Origin of the sequence: Exiguobacterium sp. BMC-KP, from assembly GCF_001275385.1 — a bacterium.
GTDB lineage: Bacteria > Bacillota > Bacilli > Exiguobacteriales > Exiguobacteriaceae > Exiguobacterium_A.
In genome coordinates this window covers 41,411-59,811 of the sequence record NZ_LGIW01000011.1, presented here as the reverse complement: position 1 = coordinate 59,811, position 18,401 = coordinate 41,411, and the positions used below count along the sequence as shown (strand labels likewise).

Sequence of the window (18,401 nt, the reverse complement as noted above, 5' to 3'; positions counted from 1 at the left end):
TATATTTTTTCAAGGCTCTCCTTGCCACTAATCCGCCATAGGACCTGTAGATGATTGAAAATTCACCATGACACGCACTCCGATGGATCACCCTCCGCACAGTGAACGACTTCATTCCGTACCGCGGGGGATTTTCAACGATCCTGACACTTCCTTCGTGGATACTCTGGAACGCCCTTTCATTGAATCGAAGGTCCCCCATAGACACGGACGCCGGAAATTCCTGGTTCACCACCCAGGCGAAGTCCTCGTGGAGCTCGCTGATGATTCGCGCATAGCGTTCGTACATCGTTCCATCTCCTTCCTCATTCGATTTCGTCGACGAACACTGGTCCGGTCGCCTGTAGGTTAGGCGTCTCATACCCGATGATCAGGACACCCTTCAAGGGAAGTCGTAGGCGGTCACTGGAGTAGAGCGCATCGAAAAACTTACAGACGGTCTCGAAGTCCCGGTTCACCTTGTAGTCACCATTGGACTTCTTGGTCCTGTACTCGAACAGGACACCTATCGCGAGGTAGTCGACGTCCTGCATCATGCAGGCCTGGAACAGATCTTTCAGGAATTGATTGTTCAACACGCCCCGGCCTGCCTCGACCTCGATGACGGACTTTTCCACGTCGTTGAAGGCGTCGGCCCGGAAGGATTTCTCGAGCTGGTTGTTACGCCCGAACAAGACCGGTACCTCGATGTACTTGTCCTTCCCCCTGCGCATGTCCTCCACGAGGTATCCGATCTCTTCTAGACCAGGTCTACAGATTTCGAGTATGTCATTGCTCTTGTATGTCCTTTTCTCATCGGAGATGTGGTCCTCCATACGTCCGAAGACCTCCACCACTGCATTCAGATGACTCGTGATTCGTTGATTCTTAGGATAATATTGAAAGTGTGACACGTGACCCACCTCTACCGACGTCAGATTTTTGTATGTTATTGACTATTATGACATGTATCAGCCAAACATATCCAATGTCATGCCGGAGCATCTTGGGGCGTCATCGATTCATCCATCCGCGACGAATCCTTCGGACGGATCCGCCTGCCGTGTCTTCATCCGGTACAACGACCCCATGAAGTCAATCCAACATCTTCTCTCAATCTCCAAGCCATCATCATGACGTCGTCATGGTCATGCCATCTAACATGAAAGGGGTCTCCCGAATTGCGATTACCCATAGCGACCAATCGACGAATGAGTCCCGTCATCATCTTCAAGGACGGACAAGAACTAGAAGAACATCCGAGCATCAAAGCCGCAGCAGAATGGTTAAGTTCGTATACCGATCAGGACCATCGGTCATCCCACTCCATCATCGAGAAGGGCATCCATCTCGGAGAATCATGGGAATGGTCGGGAGAGACCTTCCATTTCACGACCGACAAGAGCAGACGTCGGGAAAAGATGCGTCGTTGGAAGGAGGAGGGGCGCATCAAGCAAGAGAAGACCCTCTCGACCGAGTACTGGACCTTCTTCTGCAATCCGAACATATGGGCAGTGGACGACTTCTTTCGCGATGGACGAGAGACGGACAGCTTCTCCGTCACCTCGTGGCAGAAGGATTGGTTCGAGGTCGGTCAGCACGGGGTCATCCTCGTAGGAACGCTACCATGTACCAATCCGTTACATACACGCGTCATTAGACGCCCCCTTCCTACTCGTGGACCAGGAAGTAGGACCAGAGGAATACGATTCTCATCTATACGAAGGATTCCTGGCCACCTCGATGCCCCTGAACCCTGCGACGTTCCACTCCATACTCGCTCACTGGGGCTTGTCGGAGGAGAACGTCGCCCCCGACCAGACGTACGATTGCCGGAAGAGCTCGACGAACATGCACTATATGTCGAATGGCCAAGAAGAGCATCACGGTGAACGCCTATGAACGTAACCCGAAGGTCTGGGAAGCATGTCTCATCAAGCACGGATGTCGATGCTCCGTCTGAAAGTTCGACTACTAGGAGAGGTATGGTGCGTTGTGCAAAGGGTTCATCCACGTCCATCATCTAAGAGCCTTGCACACGATCGGGAGTGAATACGTCGTCAATCCGGAACACGACCTCGTCCCGGTATGCCCGAACTGTCATGCAATGCTGCATCGAAAATCTCCACCCTACACCGTACAAGAACTTCAGACGATTCTTACTCGATGAAGAGGAGAGGCACTTCGACTCCATCATGTTAGTACATCGCTTTCTTGGTACCACTCACTGACAGAACTGTGTCCTATATGAGAATTGGACGAGCAACATCCCAGGGATGTGAAACCTTACAAATTAGCATGATTCTCCTCAGACCAGGTCAATCCTTAGAAACAAGAGGATTGTAATAAATAAATCCACGATTCATAATAAGAACATAAGTTCTTGTTAGAAGGAGATTTACCATGATTTATCTTCGTTCCGACGACGCACGTCCTGCTACCATGCATGACGAACGCTCGACTTTCACGTTATTGATGGAACCAATCAATACCTTACTGAACAACCATTCCTTCATCTCGATTCCAGGACAGACTGACATCCTATTATTCATGGCCCTACGTGAAAGGATTTCTTTGACGTTACATCACTTGGATTCCTCTGAAGTCCACTCTAGTAGTGTATACATCGAAGGGATTGATTATCTTCAGAATAAGTTGACCATCAGAGATACGGATTCATCGCTATCGAATGAATACAGTTATGTACACGAGAATCCATCATATCAGGACTCTTCGGTCGTCCCACTCATATCATGAAACAACCACGTCCTGCGAAAGATATTTCGACGTCGAAGTGTATACAAAATCTTGAAAAGGAGCATACCGTGTACAAACTCGTCTTCCCCATCCATCTATTCTTATTACTCATATTGAACGTGGTCTACTTCGACGAGAGGGTCGATCTCGGATTCACATTCTCCTTGATTCTACTGTCATTCTTCGAATCCATACTACTCTATTCCACCCCGAGACTGTTCCGTCCCATCACAGAAGGTGATTGCCCGACTTCAAAGAGCGATGCTAAAGACTCGTATTTGAAGTCTTATCACTCATATCACGACCTACTAATCGTCACATAGAGGATATGTGCATAATTTCTCCAATGCCTATACCAACAAGTATTCTCTCATCCATCAACTTGAAATTATTTTCGAGTGATACCGGTACATCCAATTAACCAGTGATTTTAATATGGCACCATCTTCCAATGCTATATGTTTTCTGGTGAATAACACATAACAAATAGTTACCTGAGGTTCTCTTGAAATCATCTCAGACTAATAGTGTCGTCAAACTCTCCAACTCAACGACGATATTAAAATGTTGCCTTTACATCTCTAAGACAAAAGTAAAATCCCTTCAGTCTATTTTGAGAATGAAGGGATTCTATCTTTTATACATTTATGGATGAAACATAAAGTCTAAGTATGATATTTTATTAAATTAATATCACTCAGATTTAAATCTAACTTCTTTTATTTCAAGATTGACAATCAAAGTGAAGTTCTCAGAGCAGCTACTTTTTTCATCGTAGTCGACCCTGAACAGTTACATGCACCCCCAGCGCCCCCACCGTAGCCTGCTCCTCCTCCTCCAACGAAACCACCACCATTACCGCTACCGCCACCATAACCCGGTGGTGGAGCGACCGCACCTTGTGGCCCAGTTCCGTATTCCGAATCTTTTTTTTCATCTTTCGGGCTCGAAGCACCGATGTCCTTAATACCAATAGTCTTGCGATCGTATTTCATAATGTATGGTCTCCTCTTAATATATTTTTTTATTTTTCAGTTAATTCGAAATAGAATTACACCTTGAATTACTTTTAAAGAATCCGAAGTTAAGTATTCTCAGTTCAGATTTTCCCTAGAGATTTCGTTTTGCTAATACTTGCCGAGCCAGCACCCCAACACTGAGTTGAGGGGTTGGGGTACCAAAAATCAACAAGACCACCTCCGGTTCCACCACCACCACCACCTGGCTGCATGGATTGTTGAGGACCATCATTACTACTAGTACCATACTTGGAAGAAACATCTACTTGATTCGTTGAGGGATTCGACGAACTCGTTAATTGATTGATTTCTTTTAACCCAATTACACCACGGTCTTTTTTCATTCCATATCATCTCCTCTTCTTATTTTTTGTGTTACAACTGAATAATAACATAAAAAGTAAATTTTGTAATTAAAAGTAAATAAATTTTATGGGTTTATTTACGACATTGGACATTCTGGCAACAATGCTAATTTCTCTGGAGTAATCTTTATTGTATTCTCGTTAATCAGCAACTTTTCTGTGATATTCTTTTTTTTCGGTAGACAATTAAACAATCCTTCGATATATACCTTTATACAGACTAAGTTCGTTACAAGATTCTGCTGGATCAGTATCACGTTTATACTCTCAACATAGTCAGGAGCCAAGCTAACCAAATCCTTTAGCGATATGGATTCAGTTCGACTATCATTAATCTCCTTATAGGTTAATTTATTTAATTCATGGATATGACTTTCCGTTGGTTGGTCAAGAATAAAGCTTTCGCCTGAATCATTTTGAAGTATATTTTTATAGAAGTAAAAAGATGCGATCAAAAAAACTTCTTCCAACGCGTGAATAACAGCATCCTCATAGGAGTTCGATGTACCTAATCCGCAAAAGAAAGAATGATCCGATTTATACGCTATCGCGATAACAGTTTTCAAAGGACTGAAGTACTCGTTTACAAATACCGATACTTCATATCCAGAGTTCCTAAAAAATTCATAGTATGGGTTCTCGACATATTCATCCAAAATTATCTTATGACCGACCTTCCCATACCAAAATAGAAACAAAGAATTTTTTTCATATAACTCTTTTATCGCTCCGTAGATTGCTTTGTCTTGAGAAGTATGGACAGCTGAACCAGTAGTATCGATTTCATAATCTTTAAACGTAGTGTTCTCAAAATTCAGTTTATTTATTCTTTGATTTAAGATATCCCAAGTCATGACATCATCAGACTTGCTACCCCCCCCCAACATGGTTGCTCTTCTCTCGATACCCTCCGCAATCGTTCTAATCAGTGTATTTTTCTTGCTACTTCCAGTCGCAAATCCTGAATGTGGACCGATCCGGCCATCCCTGAGATAATTACCATGTGAAAAATAGAGTAGATAGTTCGGATTTTCTAAAAAGATATTAGAAGGTATGTTGAAATGATTATGTTTTTCTAATCGATGGTACATTCAATCACTTCCTTCTTCACATGCTGGATAGAAATCACTGGTGCCAATTTGAGATTCAATCCACATGCTTTCGTGACAGCATTATCGGCAAAATCCAAAATTTGCTTTACATCTATACCTTCAACAGAGCTCTGTTTTAGTTCGTATTCAATCGAAGTAGATACTTTACCTATCTCAAGAATTGATTTTCTATAACCCCGTCCACCATCAACGACGATTGCACGTCGCAAATCGAGCGCTAAGGCAATCGAGATATCTTGTCCGTCACCAAATATGACATTGTATTCTTCTAAAAAACGAATATCTATCTCCGTCCATTCTCTTAGCGGAATCAATTCACTGGAGTCCCTTACAAACAAATAACATCCACTCTTTAATGGATACTCTTGGTCCTGATTACCCACTAAAATTAGTGGCAGGATAGATTTTGTCTCTAAAACTAATCGCTTCAGTGACTCATTCAGTGCGAGAATGGTTGAATTGAGGATTGTATCACCTTTGTTAATTACGTCCGAAAGTAAAATTCGATTCGTTTCGAATTCGTTAGAAACGTCAGTTCCACACAAATTTTGTTCCCAATATGAAAACATCAAATGATTCATGTTCTTTTCACGAACAATATCGTATGGAAACCACAATTGCTCTTGATGAAAATCAACAATCGAATCCATTACTGACTTTTCGATAAAGTTTTTGTTCAAGAGATCATTTACATGTTGCATCGAAACAAATTTTTCAAAGTTAATATTATTCATAACAATCACATAATTCCCAATGTCTTGTAGTGCCTTTTGAAAGGACGTTTTCTTGTATATCGAAAACTGCTCCGTTGATGAAGGGAGAATGCGCATTTGCGAGTCGAGAAGTAGGGATTGAGAGTTTTGTTATGAAGTTACAAAGCTGGGTCAAGATATTTAATTCTTGTGAATTGGAAAAACTATGGGATAGTTTAAAACCATGATCTGACTCGAACAATTCATCTATCATGATTTGGTATGTGACATTTTCTTCAGCACCGATTCGATGCTCGTTTTCGATAAAACCTTTATGGCACAAATGGCATGGTAGATTCCATTTTGCTGAATAGAGAGAATCAATGTATAAGTATTCGTTATATATGTACGCCATCGAAGAAAACGTATTGGCGTGATACTTAAACAGGTCTCGCCATCCGATTGCTTCTGCTTTAGAGTATTCTCTATAAAAAATAATGAATAAATCAGATTGATTCAGCCTAACTTTATCAACCAAGTCCTCTTCAGTATCCAAAATTTTTATTTTTTCCTCGTTCTCAAATATCTTTCTTATTTTCTTACTATACGATTTATCAGGCGAATAAAAATATATGTCTTGTAAGCCCATTTGTAAGGGGATTTTTTTTGAAACTATTTGCCGATTAAAAAGATAATCTAAAAAACCCTCATCGATTTTTAGTTTATTCAAAAAATCAAGAACTGTGTCTCCATCAATCGTCTTACCGATGCTATTTCTTAGTTCCAAGATTAGTTTGGCTCGATTTTTTTCTGTTATCTTGTCAATCCCCACTTTAGTTTGGATGATGAGTTCATCATTTAAATCATATGTTACGAAAGGATTGACTTTATATTGGCATGTCATTTTAGCACCTCGCTCAATTGTCAACTGAAAGGAATCATGACTCCCTTATTCGGGACATCTTTAACTTTATTGATTTCTTTGATGCTGTATTCATGATGATTAATAATGTCGGTTTTGATATGTGGAAAAGCACCTTTCCCGATAATCTTTACTACATGTCCTGGAAGATTTTCAATGATCGAGGGGACATACGTTATCAGTAGCTCGATGTTTAAGTCTTCACCAATTTTCTTCAATGTCTCTAAATAATTACCGTCATCCGGTATAAAATTGGGGTTTTCAACGAACTTGAAAATTTCTCCATTATCAAGAAATTCATATGATTTTTTTACCTCTTCAACACTCAATTCATGGAAATAGTCTCCATAGAGATTAAAGCCTTTATTCGTATCTGGCACCTCTTCTGTATACTTATCATATTCGCTATTCATGTGCGCGGGAGCTTTATGCGATATCAACTGCCAGGTTTCTTTTAGTGACTTAAAGAGCGCAGACTCCAATTCCCACGAAGAACCAAGACCTACACTTTTATTAAGCTTACTCGTAGCTATAGTTATTACGACTTTACATTTTTCGGTTATTGAAATTTCGTAGGACTCTATCGAATCAAAATAGGCTAAAAGAGCAGAATGAGCTTTTCTTATTTGATCATTACTTCTACCACAAAGTTCTAAACTTATTTTTTTGCCTGGCGACTTCGTGAGCCAACAATGTACTAAACTCTGTCTTTCAATGAATTCTTGGAAGGCATTGTCTATGACTTTCATTGAGGAGACATGGAAGGCTGTTCCACTTGAATCATTCCATTCTCTGAGCTCACCCTCTTCAAACAATAAGTACTTCGGGATGATCATATCTAAAATATGTACATTCTCAACTTGTCCAGTATTCACATTGAATGCTTCTTGATACTTATTTTTTATTTTATGAGAGACCGTGCTCTGTACGTACCGTTCCATATACTCCCCCATAGCACTTATCTTTGCCAACTTACCACTAAAGTTAACCCCGTCTCCTCTTAGACTGGAATCTCCAATAGAAACTGTAGAGCTAGAAAAATCAATATTGAACGAAGTACTTACTGAAACAATTTGTTTAGCGAAATTGATATTCCCACTATTTTTAAATATCATATGCCACCTCATCCTTATTCTTCTACATGACCAAACCATTGTAGTAGTGTAATTGGTGATAGTCTGATGTCCATACCACAATGTCTACCAAGTGCTAAATCCTGAAATCCAGACCAACATCTTTCTTTGAGAGTCTGATGCTTACTAAGGCTGTTTTTGAACGATTGTGCTGCCAAACCGGTTTCAATCATCGCATGTCTATATCCCTTATACTTGTACTTCGTAATCGCCCTACGAAAATCAATCGCATACGCCATGCAATAAATCGGTAACATAGAATGGTCCGGTGCCATAAATGATTTCACCTGACCTAGAATTTCATCAGAGTCCCAACTTTCAATTTTCAAAAGATTTTGATTTTTTGAGTCATATACATAGCAACCAGGTGAGAGCATGGATGAGTTCTTGCTCCGTTCAGTGACTAGGAGTAGGGGTATCACAGGATATAATGCTCCGGCTGAAGGATAATTTTTCGACAAGGATTGTTCATCCCTTGCAAACGCATCGTATAATATCTCTGAAAGTTGTTCATTTGTAATTGTGTTTTTAGTGAAGTACAACCCAGAAGTAAATTTTTTTTTCTCGTACTTCTTAAGCTCAATTTTTTCTAGATAACTGTTCGGTATGATGTCCTTGTTCGAAAAACTTTCAATCCAATATTGCATCTCTACATCGAAATGTACATTATGGAAGATTTCTATCGTAGGGTTCGTCGTCAGATAATGAAATTTTTGGACCTTAACTAATGTCTCATAGTCATAAATGTCATTGTGATAGTTTGAATTAAAATCCTCACTACCTGTCTCTATAGCGACTTTTTCCATTTCTTTACTCATAACAATCACACAACTCCCAGTGTATACTTGTATCGGTAAAACTTTTTTGTAAATCCAAATCTAATTGATAATTATTTTTGAAATCATTTAGATCGAAAGGGATTTGAACATCAAGACCGACTATCGCCTCAATTTTATTAATCATGAAGGCTGCAATGTTGATGACTTTCCTTTTATTCAAGACACTCTCAGGAGTGAATTCTGGGTATTGATTCATTAGATTGTCTATAAAATCTTTGTAGTTTTTCGAGATTCTATTGTGACTTATCGTCTCATCCAGGATTCCCATGTTGCAAATATGGCAAGGCGTCTTCCATTCAGGGCTAAAAACTGCGTCTAGATAAAAACTATCGTTATACATATAAGACGTCAATACGAAACAATTCTTACTGTTCATAGCAGCATCTCTGACTAATTTTGCCTTAGATTTAATATATGGATTCAAGAACATGACGATTAGCGTATTTTCCTTAAATTTATCATGATGCCCAATCTCATCTATATCTATCGTATCAACTTCAATATTCTCGTTAATGTTATTGATTATCATACTTTTCACTTCAGGTGAATTTGAAATCAGCAGTACTTGACGAATATTAAAGTTAGACTCATTTTTCTCACTTATCAAATTGTGGCTCATCAAGAAATCTATTACATCGTCCGATTCTTCTAGAAAATATTCTTGTATTTCATCGTATGTGATGATTCCTCCGCCCCTCGATTCCGCCTCAAGACCTTTCAAGAAATCTATAAGGAGCCGATTATGAATCTTTACTATTCCAGATTCACTTTGACATATTAAGAGATTTTTATTTACTGAGTAAAAAATAAACTTATTAATTTTAAAAAGCAATGGAAAGTCCTCCTTGTAAAACATAAATAGAATAATTAATTTCCTTAACGACATAAAAATACTTTTATGTAAAAAAATACTTTGAATTAATCTTAACTCCTATTAAATTGTAAAACAACCTTTTTGGAATAATATTCAATAATATGATTCATTGCCATTCAATACAATCTCCTCTTAAGTTTAGAGTTCTGTCAGGTCGTCACTATCAAGCATGATGACAAATCAAACGTCAACAGAATTTTGTAAGGATTGATGCTTAACTGTTAAATGATAATATTAATTTATTCGTTCAAAATGTCTAGTCAAACCAAGTAATCAAATGTAAGTCCGATTAACATGTGCAACAAAATATATTCGCCTAAGACTTTCACTACATTTCATTTAATACATGCTTCAGTAATCATTGATGATAATAGATCCTTTCGACTGAGAACGATTCACCATTCAGTGTATTCGAATGCTATGCAGTTGATTAAACATTGAACTCCTGAAGGATAGACGCCATCCATCCTTCAGGAGTTCATATGTTGTGTTCATTCGATTTCAATTTTATATTTATATCCCTTCAATATTGTCTTTTCGTCATCAAACGTCCAATCGGCAATCGACCTAGAAGGATTTTGATTTAAATAACTTTCCATAATATCTTTACCTAATCTATAGTTACTCCACATAGGTATATTTTTCGAATCATTTCCAAGGAGTATGTCATCTCCTGTAACTTCTCCTTTATTCATCATCTTTATAATGTTTTCTTTAGTCTTATTTTCTAGTGGCATATCCGTCGGCGGCCTTACTCCCTTTATAACGCGTTTTGCAAATTCATCAGCCTTACCTTCTGCGATGCAGGATTGAAGAATCGTTTCTAATCGGAAGTCCTTATTATCATACAGAATTGTGTGATGGTACTCATGAGCGGTGGCATAAGCAAGAATGTCTTTGTCATAGTTTTCATCTAAAAAAAAGACAATGCAGTCTTTATATGCAACCCCCATCACCCCTTTCAGCAGTTCACTTCCATCCAGATACTCAGAAGAGACAGGTACGATGAAAATCGTACTTTTTTTCTTCGGTAATACTTTATGAGCCTTTATAAAACTCTTTTTAATGATACTTTTTATTTCAGCATCCTTTTTCATTAACTTATTCACTCGATCTAATTGCTCTTGTTTATACGTGGTTGCTTGTAACATACCGTTAGCTTTTAATTCCGTCACATTTATATTACGCTGTTCGCCAATCTTATCAAAATAATTGAGAACATATTTATAGTAATTTTTCTTATCTACTTCCGGGCTACTCGAATCAAGTGAGTTCTCCAAGTAATCGATATATTGTGAATATAATGGAATGATTTTCAACTCATCGTCCTGATTGATTTTAACGACCTCACTCCCAACTTCATCCCTATGCGCCTTGTTAATCGAGTGAGTTTCTTTTTCTTGAAATACGTTACAACCAGATAATGCGAACAAAGCGACGCACAAAATAAATATGGTTAACTTCTTCAAACAAATCCCCCCTAAACATCTCATTCAAAAATCAAGAATTAATTAACGTCTTTCCTCTAGATGTCAAAGCCTTCATATCAATTAAATTATCACATATACTCTCCATAAATTCCAAATCATGAGATACAACTATCACTAAGAACCCATTATCTTTTATTTTTTTTAATGTATTTTTCATCCTTTGAATAGAATGATAGTCCAAATTATTTGTCGGCTCGTCGATAAGGTATATTGGAGACTCTCTGTATAATAAGCGATAAAAAGAAATTGTTTGCCACTGTCCTCCTGATAATGGTCTACTATCTTCGTACCAATCTCCCAACCTTTCATTACTACTTGAAACGATTGTTTCAATTTTGCTCTCGTCATCTATTCGTTTAATGAATTCAAAAACGTTTTCAGTAGGTTCCTTTTCAAAGTCCGAAATCGTGATGTTATCCTCAAAAGAAAATTCATAGCGAGACGGTTGTTGGAATAGCATTTGAATGATTTCAAAACGTTCTTCTTTACTCAAGAGATCCAGGTCCATGTTGTTAAAGTATATGGAACCCGTGGTCTGTTTTTTCAATCCTTGTATCACCTCAAGTAAAGTGGTTTTTCCACTCCCATTATCACCTAGAATACCGTGAATCTTCCCACTCTCTAATTCAAAGTTCAAATCCCGAAATATCTCTTTATTGCCGATATGAAAAGATAAGTCGCTACCTTTCAGAATGAAAGACTTGCTATCGATTTTTTTAACGTCTTCATAATAATTTTTTTCGAAAGATTTTTCATTCTTCTCACTTAAAAAGTCTTTTAAATTGTTTACGTAAAGCAAATCGCCATAAAAATTACTCATTACCAAAATCAAGGCGTTGATTCCGATTGAGACACTGTTTATGGCTTGTAATAATGATGTGAAAGTACCTAATAGTAATTCTCCATTGACTGCCTTCATGACTAGTTTGAACTCTAAAAAACCAATCACCATAAAGCTCATCAAAGATAAAAATAGACTCGCTATATATTCTTTCTTCATTAATTTTTTTTGTTGGTAGTATGTTCCTTTGAAAATGTCCTTATACTCTTTTATTAATCTTCCCATCGAGTTGTTCGTTATTATTTCCTTCAAATAGCTTCCTGTCGTCGATATGTATTGGATATAAAATTGTTCTCTGTATGGACGATTTAATCTTTTGGATAATCTGAATTTTTTTTGATTGAAATATACCTGAGTAATCCCAAGTGGCATACTGATCAAAAAGATTATCAATGCGTACATCATGTTCCAATTGGCAACATATATGAACATGGAAGTGAGCGTCGTAAATGCTGATAGTAAAGAAAAAAGGTTCTCAAAAACAGAACTTATTTTTTCGGAAGTCTGTGTTCTCAAAAAATATAATTCGTCCTGAGTTTTCTCATGAAAAATCTTATCCGCAGCTAAATTAGCAATTTTCTTCATAATCAACTCAGGTATAAGATTACTCATTTTGATATAGAAGAGGTTCTTGTTAAATTGGATGAAGTACATAATCAATTGAGAAAAAATCTGTATAGAAATCATGGTTATAAATAATTTAATCGTCTCTTTGACTGGTGAACCACTTTGGATATTGTTTAATATTCTACGCGTTACATCCAGTGTAACGATAGGAAATAAAGATGATATTACAATTAAAATCGAAATAAAGAAAAGTAAAATCCTTTTTCGAGTAAGCTTAACAACGTTATACACAAAGAACATATTTTGAAAAGCGGCTCTAACTTTCATTTCAATTCCTTTCTAAATCTAAATAATAATTAAAGATTTATAAAAAAATTTATTCCACCAAACGATTACATTAGGTGTACATACGATAAGTCATCAGATTAATTCATTTTGTCGTGAAACAAAAAAATAAAACCAGGTTATATTAGGTTTTATTTTTTTACTAAGTAGTTTTATTAAATTTTTTTACGTAATGCCTTCACTTTACCCGAAGTTGTAGATCCAGCACCCCAACAAGCGCCTTGAGAACATGTAGTTCCCGGACCATAGCAAAACGTAGTAATACATGTGCTCTTACCGCCTCCACCTGGTGGTTGTGCGACGACGCCTTGAGGACCGTTCGTGCCGCTACCAAATTTAGATTCAGTCGCAGTAGTTTCAGTAGATGGTTTATCACTACTTGGAATTCCACTCGTACCCGGAGCCCAATATCTATCTTTCATGTAAATATCCCCTTTTTTACCTAATATAACCTATATACATATTTTATTATATAAGTAAATTTTTTGCAATATTAAAATTTTCAGTTTTTTTATTTTAAAGATCTTATTGATTTAACTCTGTTTACATCAGCTACACCTCCACCCTTACATGGAAACGGGGGATATGTCGTACCTGGACCTGATGAACATGAACAACTACATGTCAATGATGGTCGAATTAGTTGAGTTTTGATTGCTTCTTTTTTAGGAATCGCTCCTTCACCATAACTATATTTAGGAGCAGCTCTACCCTCTAATGAATCAATACGTTGAGTAGGATTACTCATTTTCACTACAGCCATCTCAAAATCCCTCCAAAACAAATTTTTTTGGAAACTATAATTAAATTCATAAATAATTACTGTAAATAAAACTTATTTTAATATCCATCAAAATTAAAAGTTTATTTTCGTCTTTATTTTAGTAATCGAAAGGAAGAACTATGTTTAGATTCATTTTGAAAATTCCCTTATCACTTAATCAAGTCAATAAATATGACATCTCTTTGATTTGATCCATGAGAAAAACAAAAAATCTTGACTTGAATAGAGTATTAAAAAAGTCTGATTCATTAAACTAAAGATGGATTTCATGTATCTATCTTCAGTTTTTGAGATACCATTATTTTTTAATCAAGAATCGACTTGAATTTTCCTGCATGAATTACATCGGAAATCGGTGTTAATGAGAACTCTTGTAGCGTCTGCTCAGATTTTTTTTGTCGGAAATCTGCCATTAACTCCGTTCCTAAACTGTAAACAGTTAATCGTGGGACATCCTTCGCTTCACTTCCAGTGCTAAGTTCTTCATAGCTTAAGGAGTTGTTCTTGACCTGTTCGAGTATCTTCTTTTTATCGCTGGAAGCTATTTTCTCCGTTTCTATAAGGGGGGCTTTGGGATAAAGTTCTTGCGCAAACACTTCCGCTTTACCTTCGAATATGAGATAGTCGATGGAGCTTGGTTGTCTGATTTCAGGATGTTCGTTCACTACGGAATGATTATACTCATGTGCGACGGCGTACTTCAGAATTCCGGGCGTATACTCTTCACCTAACATAATCACCATGCTACCATCGCTCATCGCAAAACCCATCAACCCGCTCGTCGCCTTTGCGGCATATCGATAATCTTCCGATAATGGTAACATCAGGATTATCTTATCTTTACCAGGAAGATGGTCAGCTGATTTACGGAGTGCCGCGTGAACAGCCTTCATATTTTCTTTATCTTCATCCATCAGACGTTTCGTCAGTCGTTTTAAATCGTTCACATAGGAAGTGGCGTTATTCACGTCATTGAACCCCTTAAAATCAAGAAAGATATCCTGCTCTTTCTGAATGCGATCCAGTTCCCGACGGACAGTTTTATCGAAGATTTGCTGTAAATCCTCGTCCGTGACGTTTGTATCCTTCATCTTTTTCTCAACTTTTGTGATGTAGTCGATATAGGCTGGGTACAACGTGATGATTTTTGCATGCTGGTCCTTCGCTAGTTCAACTTCTCGAATAGTGGACTTTGGTTTCTCAGCCGGCTGCGTCGGTTGGGATGTACACCCTGATACACAACAGATGAGTATCGAAAAAAAGAATGCTAAAAATGTCCTCAAACCATTTTCCTCCTTAATATGTTATTAGTTACATTTATAACATATTTTAGTGTAATTAAAAATACATTTACTTACATTAATTTGTTTAATTCAACTTGATTTACATATCTACTCTCAGATTTTACTTCTCGGATGTAGAATTTATTCTGACATTCCTAAGTCCAAGATATCTGAAATTAAATTAATGTCCATGTCACTTATCGTATGTAAATTTATTATAGAATCGAAGGGAATACAGAGGGAGTCTTTATTGAATCAGCATTTCTGTAAGTGTCAAAAATGAAGAACATTTGACTTCTTTATGCAGACTGTATCGAGTATGACAGGAACTTATTGTGAAAGATCCGTTTAATAGTCTTGTTTTGTATTTCGGAAAAATCTAGCATAAAATCATTAAGTAAAGTTAGCCCTTGAATTGACTAAAATAGAACCATATACAAAAATTAATTCAAGAATATCCGTTTGGCTATCATCATAGAAATAAGACATATCCCATTTTTCGATCGTTATGAGGATATGCCTTATCTCTGATTCATGTTCTCTCTTTATAGTTAAAAGCGAATACGTCTATTTTTTTGCCATTTATTCTTATATCTTTTTGATCATTTATTACCAGACATAATTCGCCAGCCCGTTTTTCAGCATTTCCGACACAGTAAATTTTTAATGACTCTCTAGTATCAACAGCTTCTTTTATAATAGAAAATATTGTATCAATGTTCGCATATGCAGTCGCAAAAAATCCTTCTTCCATGTACACTTTCTCTTTAGAATCCTTGTTTTTCAATCCCATAACGACTCTGTTCTCAGAAATTTCCATCGAGTGAATCATTTCGACGAGACCTGTCGCTCTACCGACATCTTCTTCTTTCAAGTCAACAACTCCATATTTTCTTTTTACATTGGGAGCTCTGCTGCTACTTAGAAGAGGCATTAGGTTGCCATCTGTTGACGGTCTAGCGACTTCTTTAATCTCAGAACTCTTAGTGATATCGGTTATTTTGTTCTTCTTATTATTTCTATTCATTTTTTGTTTTTTCGACCGAGCTTCTTTTTCTTCTTGAGACTCATCACTAACTTTAATCATCTCTCTCAAAATACTACTAATATGTTTTTCGGATAATCTAGTCGCATCAGAAGTGATTCTCTTTATCGATGGATTCTTTTTCTCTCTCTCGAAGTAGTTAAGACACGCTTCTGAGTGGTTGTCTTTTGGCCAAGTAGTAAAATAGGCTTTTTTCTTTCCCTTCGTAACGTATCTTATTCTGGAAGTGCATCCTTCATAGGAGCAATGTAAATTTTTTTTAACAAACTCATAATCTTCTCTGGAAGACAATTCTTCAGCTACTACTAATTCTTCCTCACCTTCATGATTCCGATAAAGCACCTTGTCGAATGTCACAAAAATTCTCCTCTACAATTGAATTATTTTTCCTTTTTATTATTATTCAGTACGATAATTGATGAACATGGTTCCCAAAAAAGATAGTATTTACCTATCTATAAAAAATGAATGTCAATGTCATTTTAAGTTACATTCTTCATCACTACTAACCTTCTCGTCACCAATGATTTGATTCATCTTCTTATATCTAGAGGAAGTGCCCTGAATCACCTTATGAATTCACCAAAAGACTTTAATCGATGAATAATTACGTTCATGTCAGTCCAAATGTAAGTCAGTCGTCCCATTCGATAATCAATTTTCTGTACAAAAGGTTCTTAAGAAAACAAACATGATTGTCGACGAATTTCGTAACGCTCTTATCGAGATGAATAATAGACGGGCCTCCCATTCTCGATGAACAATCGAAAGTGAAAGGCCCGTAGAATCATGCAAGGAGAGCGTCTTATCCTATTCATCACTCGTCCATTCGACTGGCTGGCTTGATATCAAACTTCTCGAGGCTCGACTTGATCTGACTAATCTTATCCTTCAAGGATGTCGAGATACCCTTGGTCTCCTTGACGACGTCGAGCAAATCTCCGGTCGTCAACGTGTCCCTTCCTTCGAGGTAGAGGTTCTCAATCGCATCCCTCACGACGGACTCAAGATCCGCGCCATTGAACCCTTCCGTCTCCTTGACGATTTTGATCGTGTCGATGTCCAGGTTGTTCTTTTGACGCTTCGTCAGATGGATGTCGATGATACGTCTCCGCTCCTCCTTGTTCGGAAGATTGACAGAGAAGAGCTCATCGAAACGTCCCTTCCGTAATAGCTCTGGAGGAAGGGACGAGATGTCGTTCGCCGTCGCGACGACGAAGACCGTCGATTCCTTCTCTTGCATCCAAGTCAGGAACGTCCCGAACAGACGTGTCGTGACGCTATTGCCACCTCCAGAATCTCCGATGCCGGAGAACGCCTTCTCGATCTCATCGACCCAGAGGATGCAAGGACTGACCGCCTCGGCAGTCTTGAGCGCACGTCTCATGTTATCCTCGCTCTCGCCGACATACTTCCCGAAGAGCTTACCGATGTCGAGACGCAACAGCGGTACGTTGAAGAGCTTACCGATGTCGAGACGCAACAGCGGTACGTTGAAGAGCTTAGCGGTCGCCTTCGCCGCCAGACTCTTCCCGCAGCCCGGCATGCCGACCATCATCAGACCTTTCGGGATGTCGACGCCTGCCTTCATCGCCTGATCAAGATGATTGAAGATGCGGCCCTTCCTCCTCAGCCAGGCCTTCAGGTTCTCGAGTCCACCGATGTCATCGATGTCCTCCTGGAAGTTGATGATCTCGAGCATGCCGGACTTCTTGACGAACTGCTCCTTCTCCCGAAGGATCAGCGACTTGTCCTCCGCCGTTATCTCGCCGTTCGACTGATAGGCAAGATTCAGGATTTGATAGATTTCGAATTCGCTCAGTCCTTTGAAGGATAGAGTCATCTCGTCGATGATCGATTGTTCGATGTCGATGTCCTGCACTCTCGAAAAATCCTTGATGAGCTCCTCGATGTCCGAGACATCGGGGGCTCCGATTTCCAGGATGGTCATCAGCGACTCGAGCTCCGTCGGTACCACGAGGCTCGTACTCAGGATGAACACAGTGCAGTAGAAGTCCTCTTTGTAGAGGTTCTTCATCGCGATGCTCTTCAGCAACGCTTGTACCTCCGGTTCGCCAAGTTCTCCATGTACGTCCTTCAACACCAAAAATCTCGGCTCGTTACTGATATCGTCGGCATACCGTAAGAACTCACTGAGTGAACAGTTGGTCTTCGGAAGTTTCGTCCGGAAGTCCACATATCCATAACCGTGATTGAACTCGACGATATCGAACTCCTCTTGGGCGACGTTCTCGATGACCCTCTCGATGCTCGTGAAATCATTATGTGGGATGTAGATGATTGGTCTTAGGGCGTCGACGTATGCCCCTACCTCTAAAATCATGTTCTTCATG

17 protein-coding genes are annotated in these 18,401 nt (G+C 38.5%); 1 reads left to right on the top strand and 16 read right to left on the bottom strand.

Going from position 1 to position 18,401, the window contains the following annotated elements:
* Window positions 1–305: 305 nt before the first annotated feature.
* Complete coding sequence (locus tag ADM98_RS00800; RefSeq protein WP_152910941.1) at window positions 306–815, bottom strand: hypothetical protein; 510 nt, start codon at window positions 813–815, stop codon at window positions 306–308.
* Window positions 816–1,337: 522 nt separating this feature from the next.
* Window positions 1,338–1,580 carry a hypothetical protein gene (locus ADM98_RS00795; protein WP_053451817.1) on the bottom strand — a complete coding sequence of 81 codons (243 nt, stop codon included), beginning with the start codon at window positions 1,578–1,580 and terminating at the stop codon, window positions 1,338–1,340.
* 802 nt (window positions 1,581–2,382) lie between these two features.
* Here ADM98_RS00795 and ADM98_RS00790 point away from each other — a divergent pair.
* Window positions 2,383–2,736: a hypothetical protein gene (locus ADM98_RS00790; protein ID WP_053451816.1), complete on the top strand. Its 354-nt coding sequence runs from the start codon at window positions 2,383–2,385 to the stop codon at window positions 2,734–2,736.
* A gap of 737 nt (window positions 2,737–3,473) precedes the next feature.
* Here the strand turns inward: ADM98_RS00790 and ADM98_RS17425 are convergent.
* From ADM98_RS17425 to ADM98_RS00720, 14 genes are all read right to left on the bottom strand, one after another.
* Entirely contained in the window at window positions 3,474–3,731 is a 258-nt protein-coding gene (locus tag ADM98_RS17425) for a hypothetical protein (RefSeq protein WP_053451815.1), read from the bottom strand.
* Window positions 3,732–3,835: 104 nt separating this feature from the next.
* A complete protein-coding gene (locus tag ADM98_RS00780; RefSeq protein WP_053451814.1) occupies window positions 3,836–4,099 on the bottom strand; it encodes a hypothetical protein in 264 nt (87 codons plus the stop codon).
* A gap of 98 nt (window positions 4,100–4,197) precedes the next feature.
* The gene (locus ADM98_RS00775; RefSeq protein ID WP_053451813.1) at window positions 4,198–5,211 is read right to left on the bottom strand and encodes a YcaO-like family protein; all 1,014 of its coding nucleotides are present in this window, start codon (window positions 5,209–5,211) and stop codon (window positions 4,198–4,200) included.
* Complete coding sequence (locus tag ADM98_RS00770) at window positions 5,196–5,966, bottom strand: hypothetical protein (RefSeq protein ID WP_053451812.1); 771 nt, start codon at window positions 5,964–5,966, stop codon at window positions 5,196–5,198. Before ADM98_RS00770 ends, ADM98_RS00775 begins: the two co-directional genes overlap by 16 nt.
* Entirely contained in the window at window positions 5,959–6,852 is an 894-nt protein-coding gene (locus ADM98_RS00765; protein ID WP_053451811.1) for an McbB family protein, read from the bottom strand. Before ADM98_RS00765 ends, ADM98_RS00770 begins: the two co-directional genes overlap by 8 nt.
* On the bottom strand, window positions 6,849–7,961 hold the full coding sequence (locus ADM98_RS00760; protein ID WP_053451810.1) for a YcaO-like family protein: 1,113 nt from the start codon (window positions 7,959–7,961) through the stop codon (window positions 6,849–6,851). Before ADM98_RS00760 ends, ADM98_RS00765 begins: the two co-directional genes overlap by 4 nt.
* A gap of 14 nt (window positions 7,962–7,975) precedes the next feature.
* Entirely contained in the window at window positions 7,976–8,797 is an 822-nt protein-coding gene (locus tag ADM98_RS00755; protein WP_053451809.1) for a SagB/ThcOx family dehydrogenase, read from the bottom strand.
* A complete protein-coding gene (locus ADM98_RS00750) occupies window positions 8,790–9,674 on the bottom strand; it encodes an McbB family protein (protein WP_235504806.1) in 885 nt (294 codons plus the stop codon). The genes ADM98_RS00755 and ADM98_RS00750 overlap by 8 nt, the downstream gene beginning before the upstream one ends.
* Window positions 9,675–10,183: 509 nt before the next feature.
* On the bottom strand, window positions 10,184–11,161 hold the full coding sequence (locus tag ADM98_RS00745) for a DUF2268 domain-containing protein (protein WP_053451807.1): 978 nt from the start codon (window positions 11,159–11,161) through the stop codon (window positions 10,184–10,186).
* Window positions 11,162–11,192: 31 nt separating this feature from the next.
* A complete protein-coding gene (locus ADM98_RS00740) occupies window positions 11,193–12,917 on the bottom strand; it encodes an ATP-binding cassette domain-containing protein (protein ID WP_053451806.1) in 1,725 nt (574 codons plus the stop codon).
* A 529-nt stretch (window positions 12,918–13,446) separates the two neighbouring features.
* Window positions 13,447–13,698, bottom strand: coding sequence for a hypothetical protein (locus tag ADM98_RS17215; RefSeq protein ID WP_152910937.1), 252 nt, complete (start codon window positions 13,696–13,698; stop codon window positions 13,447–13,449).
* A gap of 326 nt (window positions 13,699–14,024) precedes the next feature.
* Window positions 14,025–14,855 carry a DUF2268 domain-containing protein gene (locus tag ADM98_RS00730; protein ID WP_160315903.1) on the bottom strand — a complete coding sequence of 277 codons (831 nt, stop codon included), beginning with the start codon at window positions 14,853–14,855 and terminating at the stop codon, window positions 14,025–14,027.
* A 679-nt stretch (window positions 14,856–15,534) separates the two neighbouring features.
* Complete coding sequence (locus ADM98_RS00725) at window positions 15,535–16,404, bottom strand: hypothetical protein (RefSeq protein ID WP_053451803.1); 870 nt, start codon at window positions 16,402–16,404, stop codon at window positions 15,535–15,537.
* Window positions 16,405–16,864: 460 nt separating this feature from the next.
* Window positions 16,865–18,400 carry an AAA family ATPase gene (locus tag ADM98_RS00720; protein ID WP_053451802.1) on the bottom strand — a complete coding sequence of 512 codons (1,536 nt, stop codon included), beginning with the start codon at window positions 18,398–18,400 and terminating at the stop codon, window positions 16,865–16,867.
* Between the last annotated feature and the right edge of the window lies 1 nt (window position 18,401).

Excerpts from the sequence above, each read along its gene's own strand:
- ADM98_RS00800 (WP_152910941.1), bottom strand. The coding sequence starts at position 815 with ATGGAGGACCACATCTCCGATGAGAAAAGGACATACAAGAGCAATGAC.
- ADM98_RS00775 (WP_053451813.1), bottom strand. The coding sequence starts at position 5,211 with ATGTACCATCGATTAGAAAAACATAATCATTTCAACATACCTTCTAAT.
- ADM98_RS17215 (WP_152910937.1), bottom strand. The coding sequence starts at position 13,698 with ATGGCTGTAGTGAAAATGAGTAATCCTACTCAACGTATTGATTCATTA.
- ADM98_RS00790 (WP_053451816.1), top strand. The coding sequence starts at position 2,383 with ATGATTTATCTTCGTTCCGACGACGCACGTCCTGCTACCATGCATGAC.
- ADM98_RS00780 (WP_053451814.1), bottom strand. The coding sequence starts at position 4,099 with ATGAAAAAAGACCGTGGTGTAATTGGGTTAAAAGAAATCAATCAATTA.
- ADM98_RS00720 (WP_053451802.1), bottom strand. The coding sequence starts at position 18,400 with ATGAAGAACATGATTTTAGAGGTAGGGGCATACGTCGACGCCCTAAGA.
- ADM98_RS00740 (WP_053451806.1), bottom strand. The coding sequence starts at position 12,917 with ATGAAAGTTAGAGCCGCTTTTCAAAATATGTTCTTTGTGTATAACGTT.
- ADM98_RS00755 (WP_053451809.1), bottom strand. The coding sequence starts at position 8,797 with ATGAGTAAAGAAATGGAAAAAGTCGCTATAGAGACAGGTAGTGAGGAT.
- ADM98_RS00770 (WP_053451812.1), bottom strand. The coding sequence starts at position 5,966 with ATGAATAATATTAACTTTGAAAAATTTGTTTCGATGCAACATGTAAAT.
- ADM98_RS17425 (WP_053451815.1), bottom strand. The coding sequence starts at position 3,731 with ATGAAATACGATCGCAAGACTATTGGTATTAAGGACATCGGTGCTTCG.
- ADM98_RS00750 (WP_235504806.1), bottom strand. The coding sequence starts at position 9,674 with ATGTTTTACAAGGAGGACTTTCCATTGCTTTTTAAAATTAATAAGTTT.
- ADM98_RS00760 (WP_053451810.1), bottom strand. The coding sequence starts at position 7,961 with ATGATATTTAAAAATAGTGGGAATATCAATTTCGCTAAACAAATTGTT.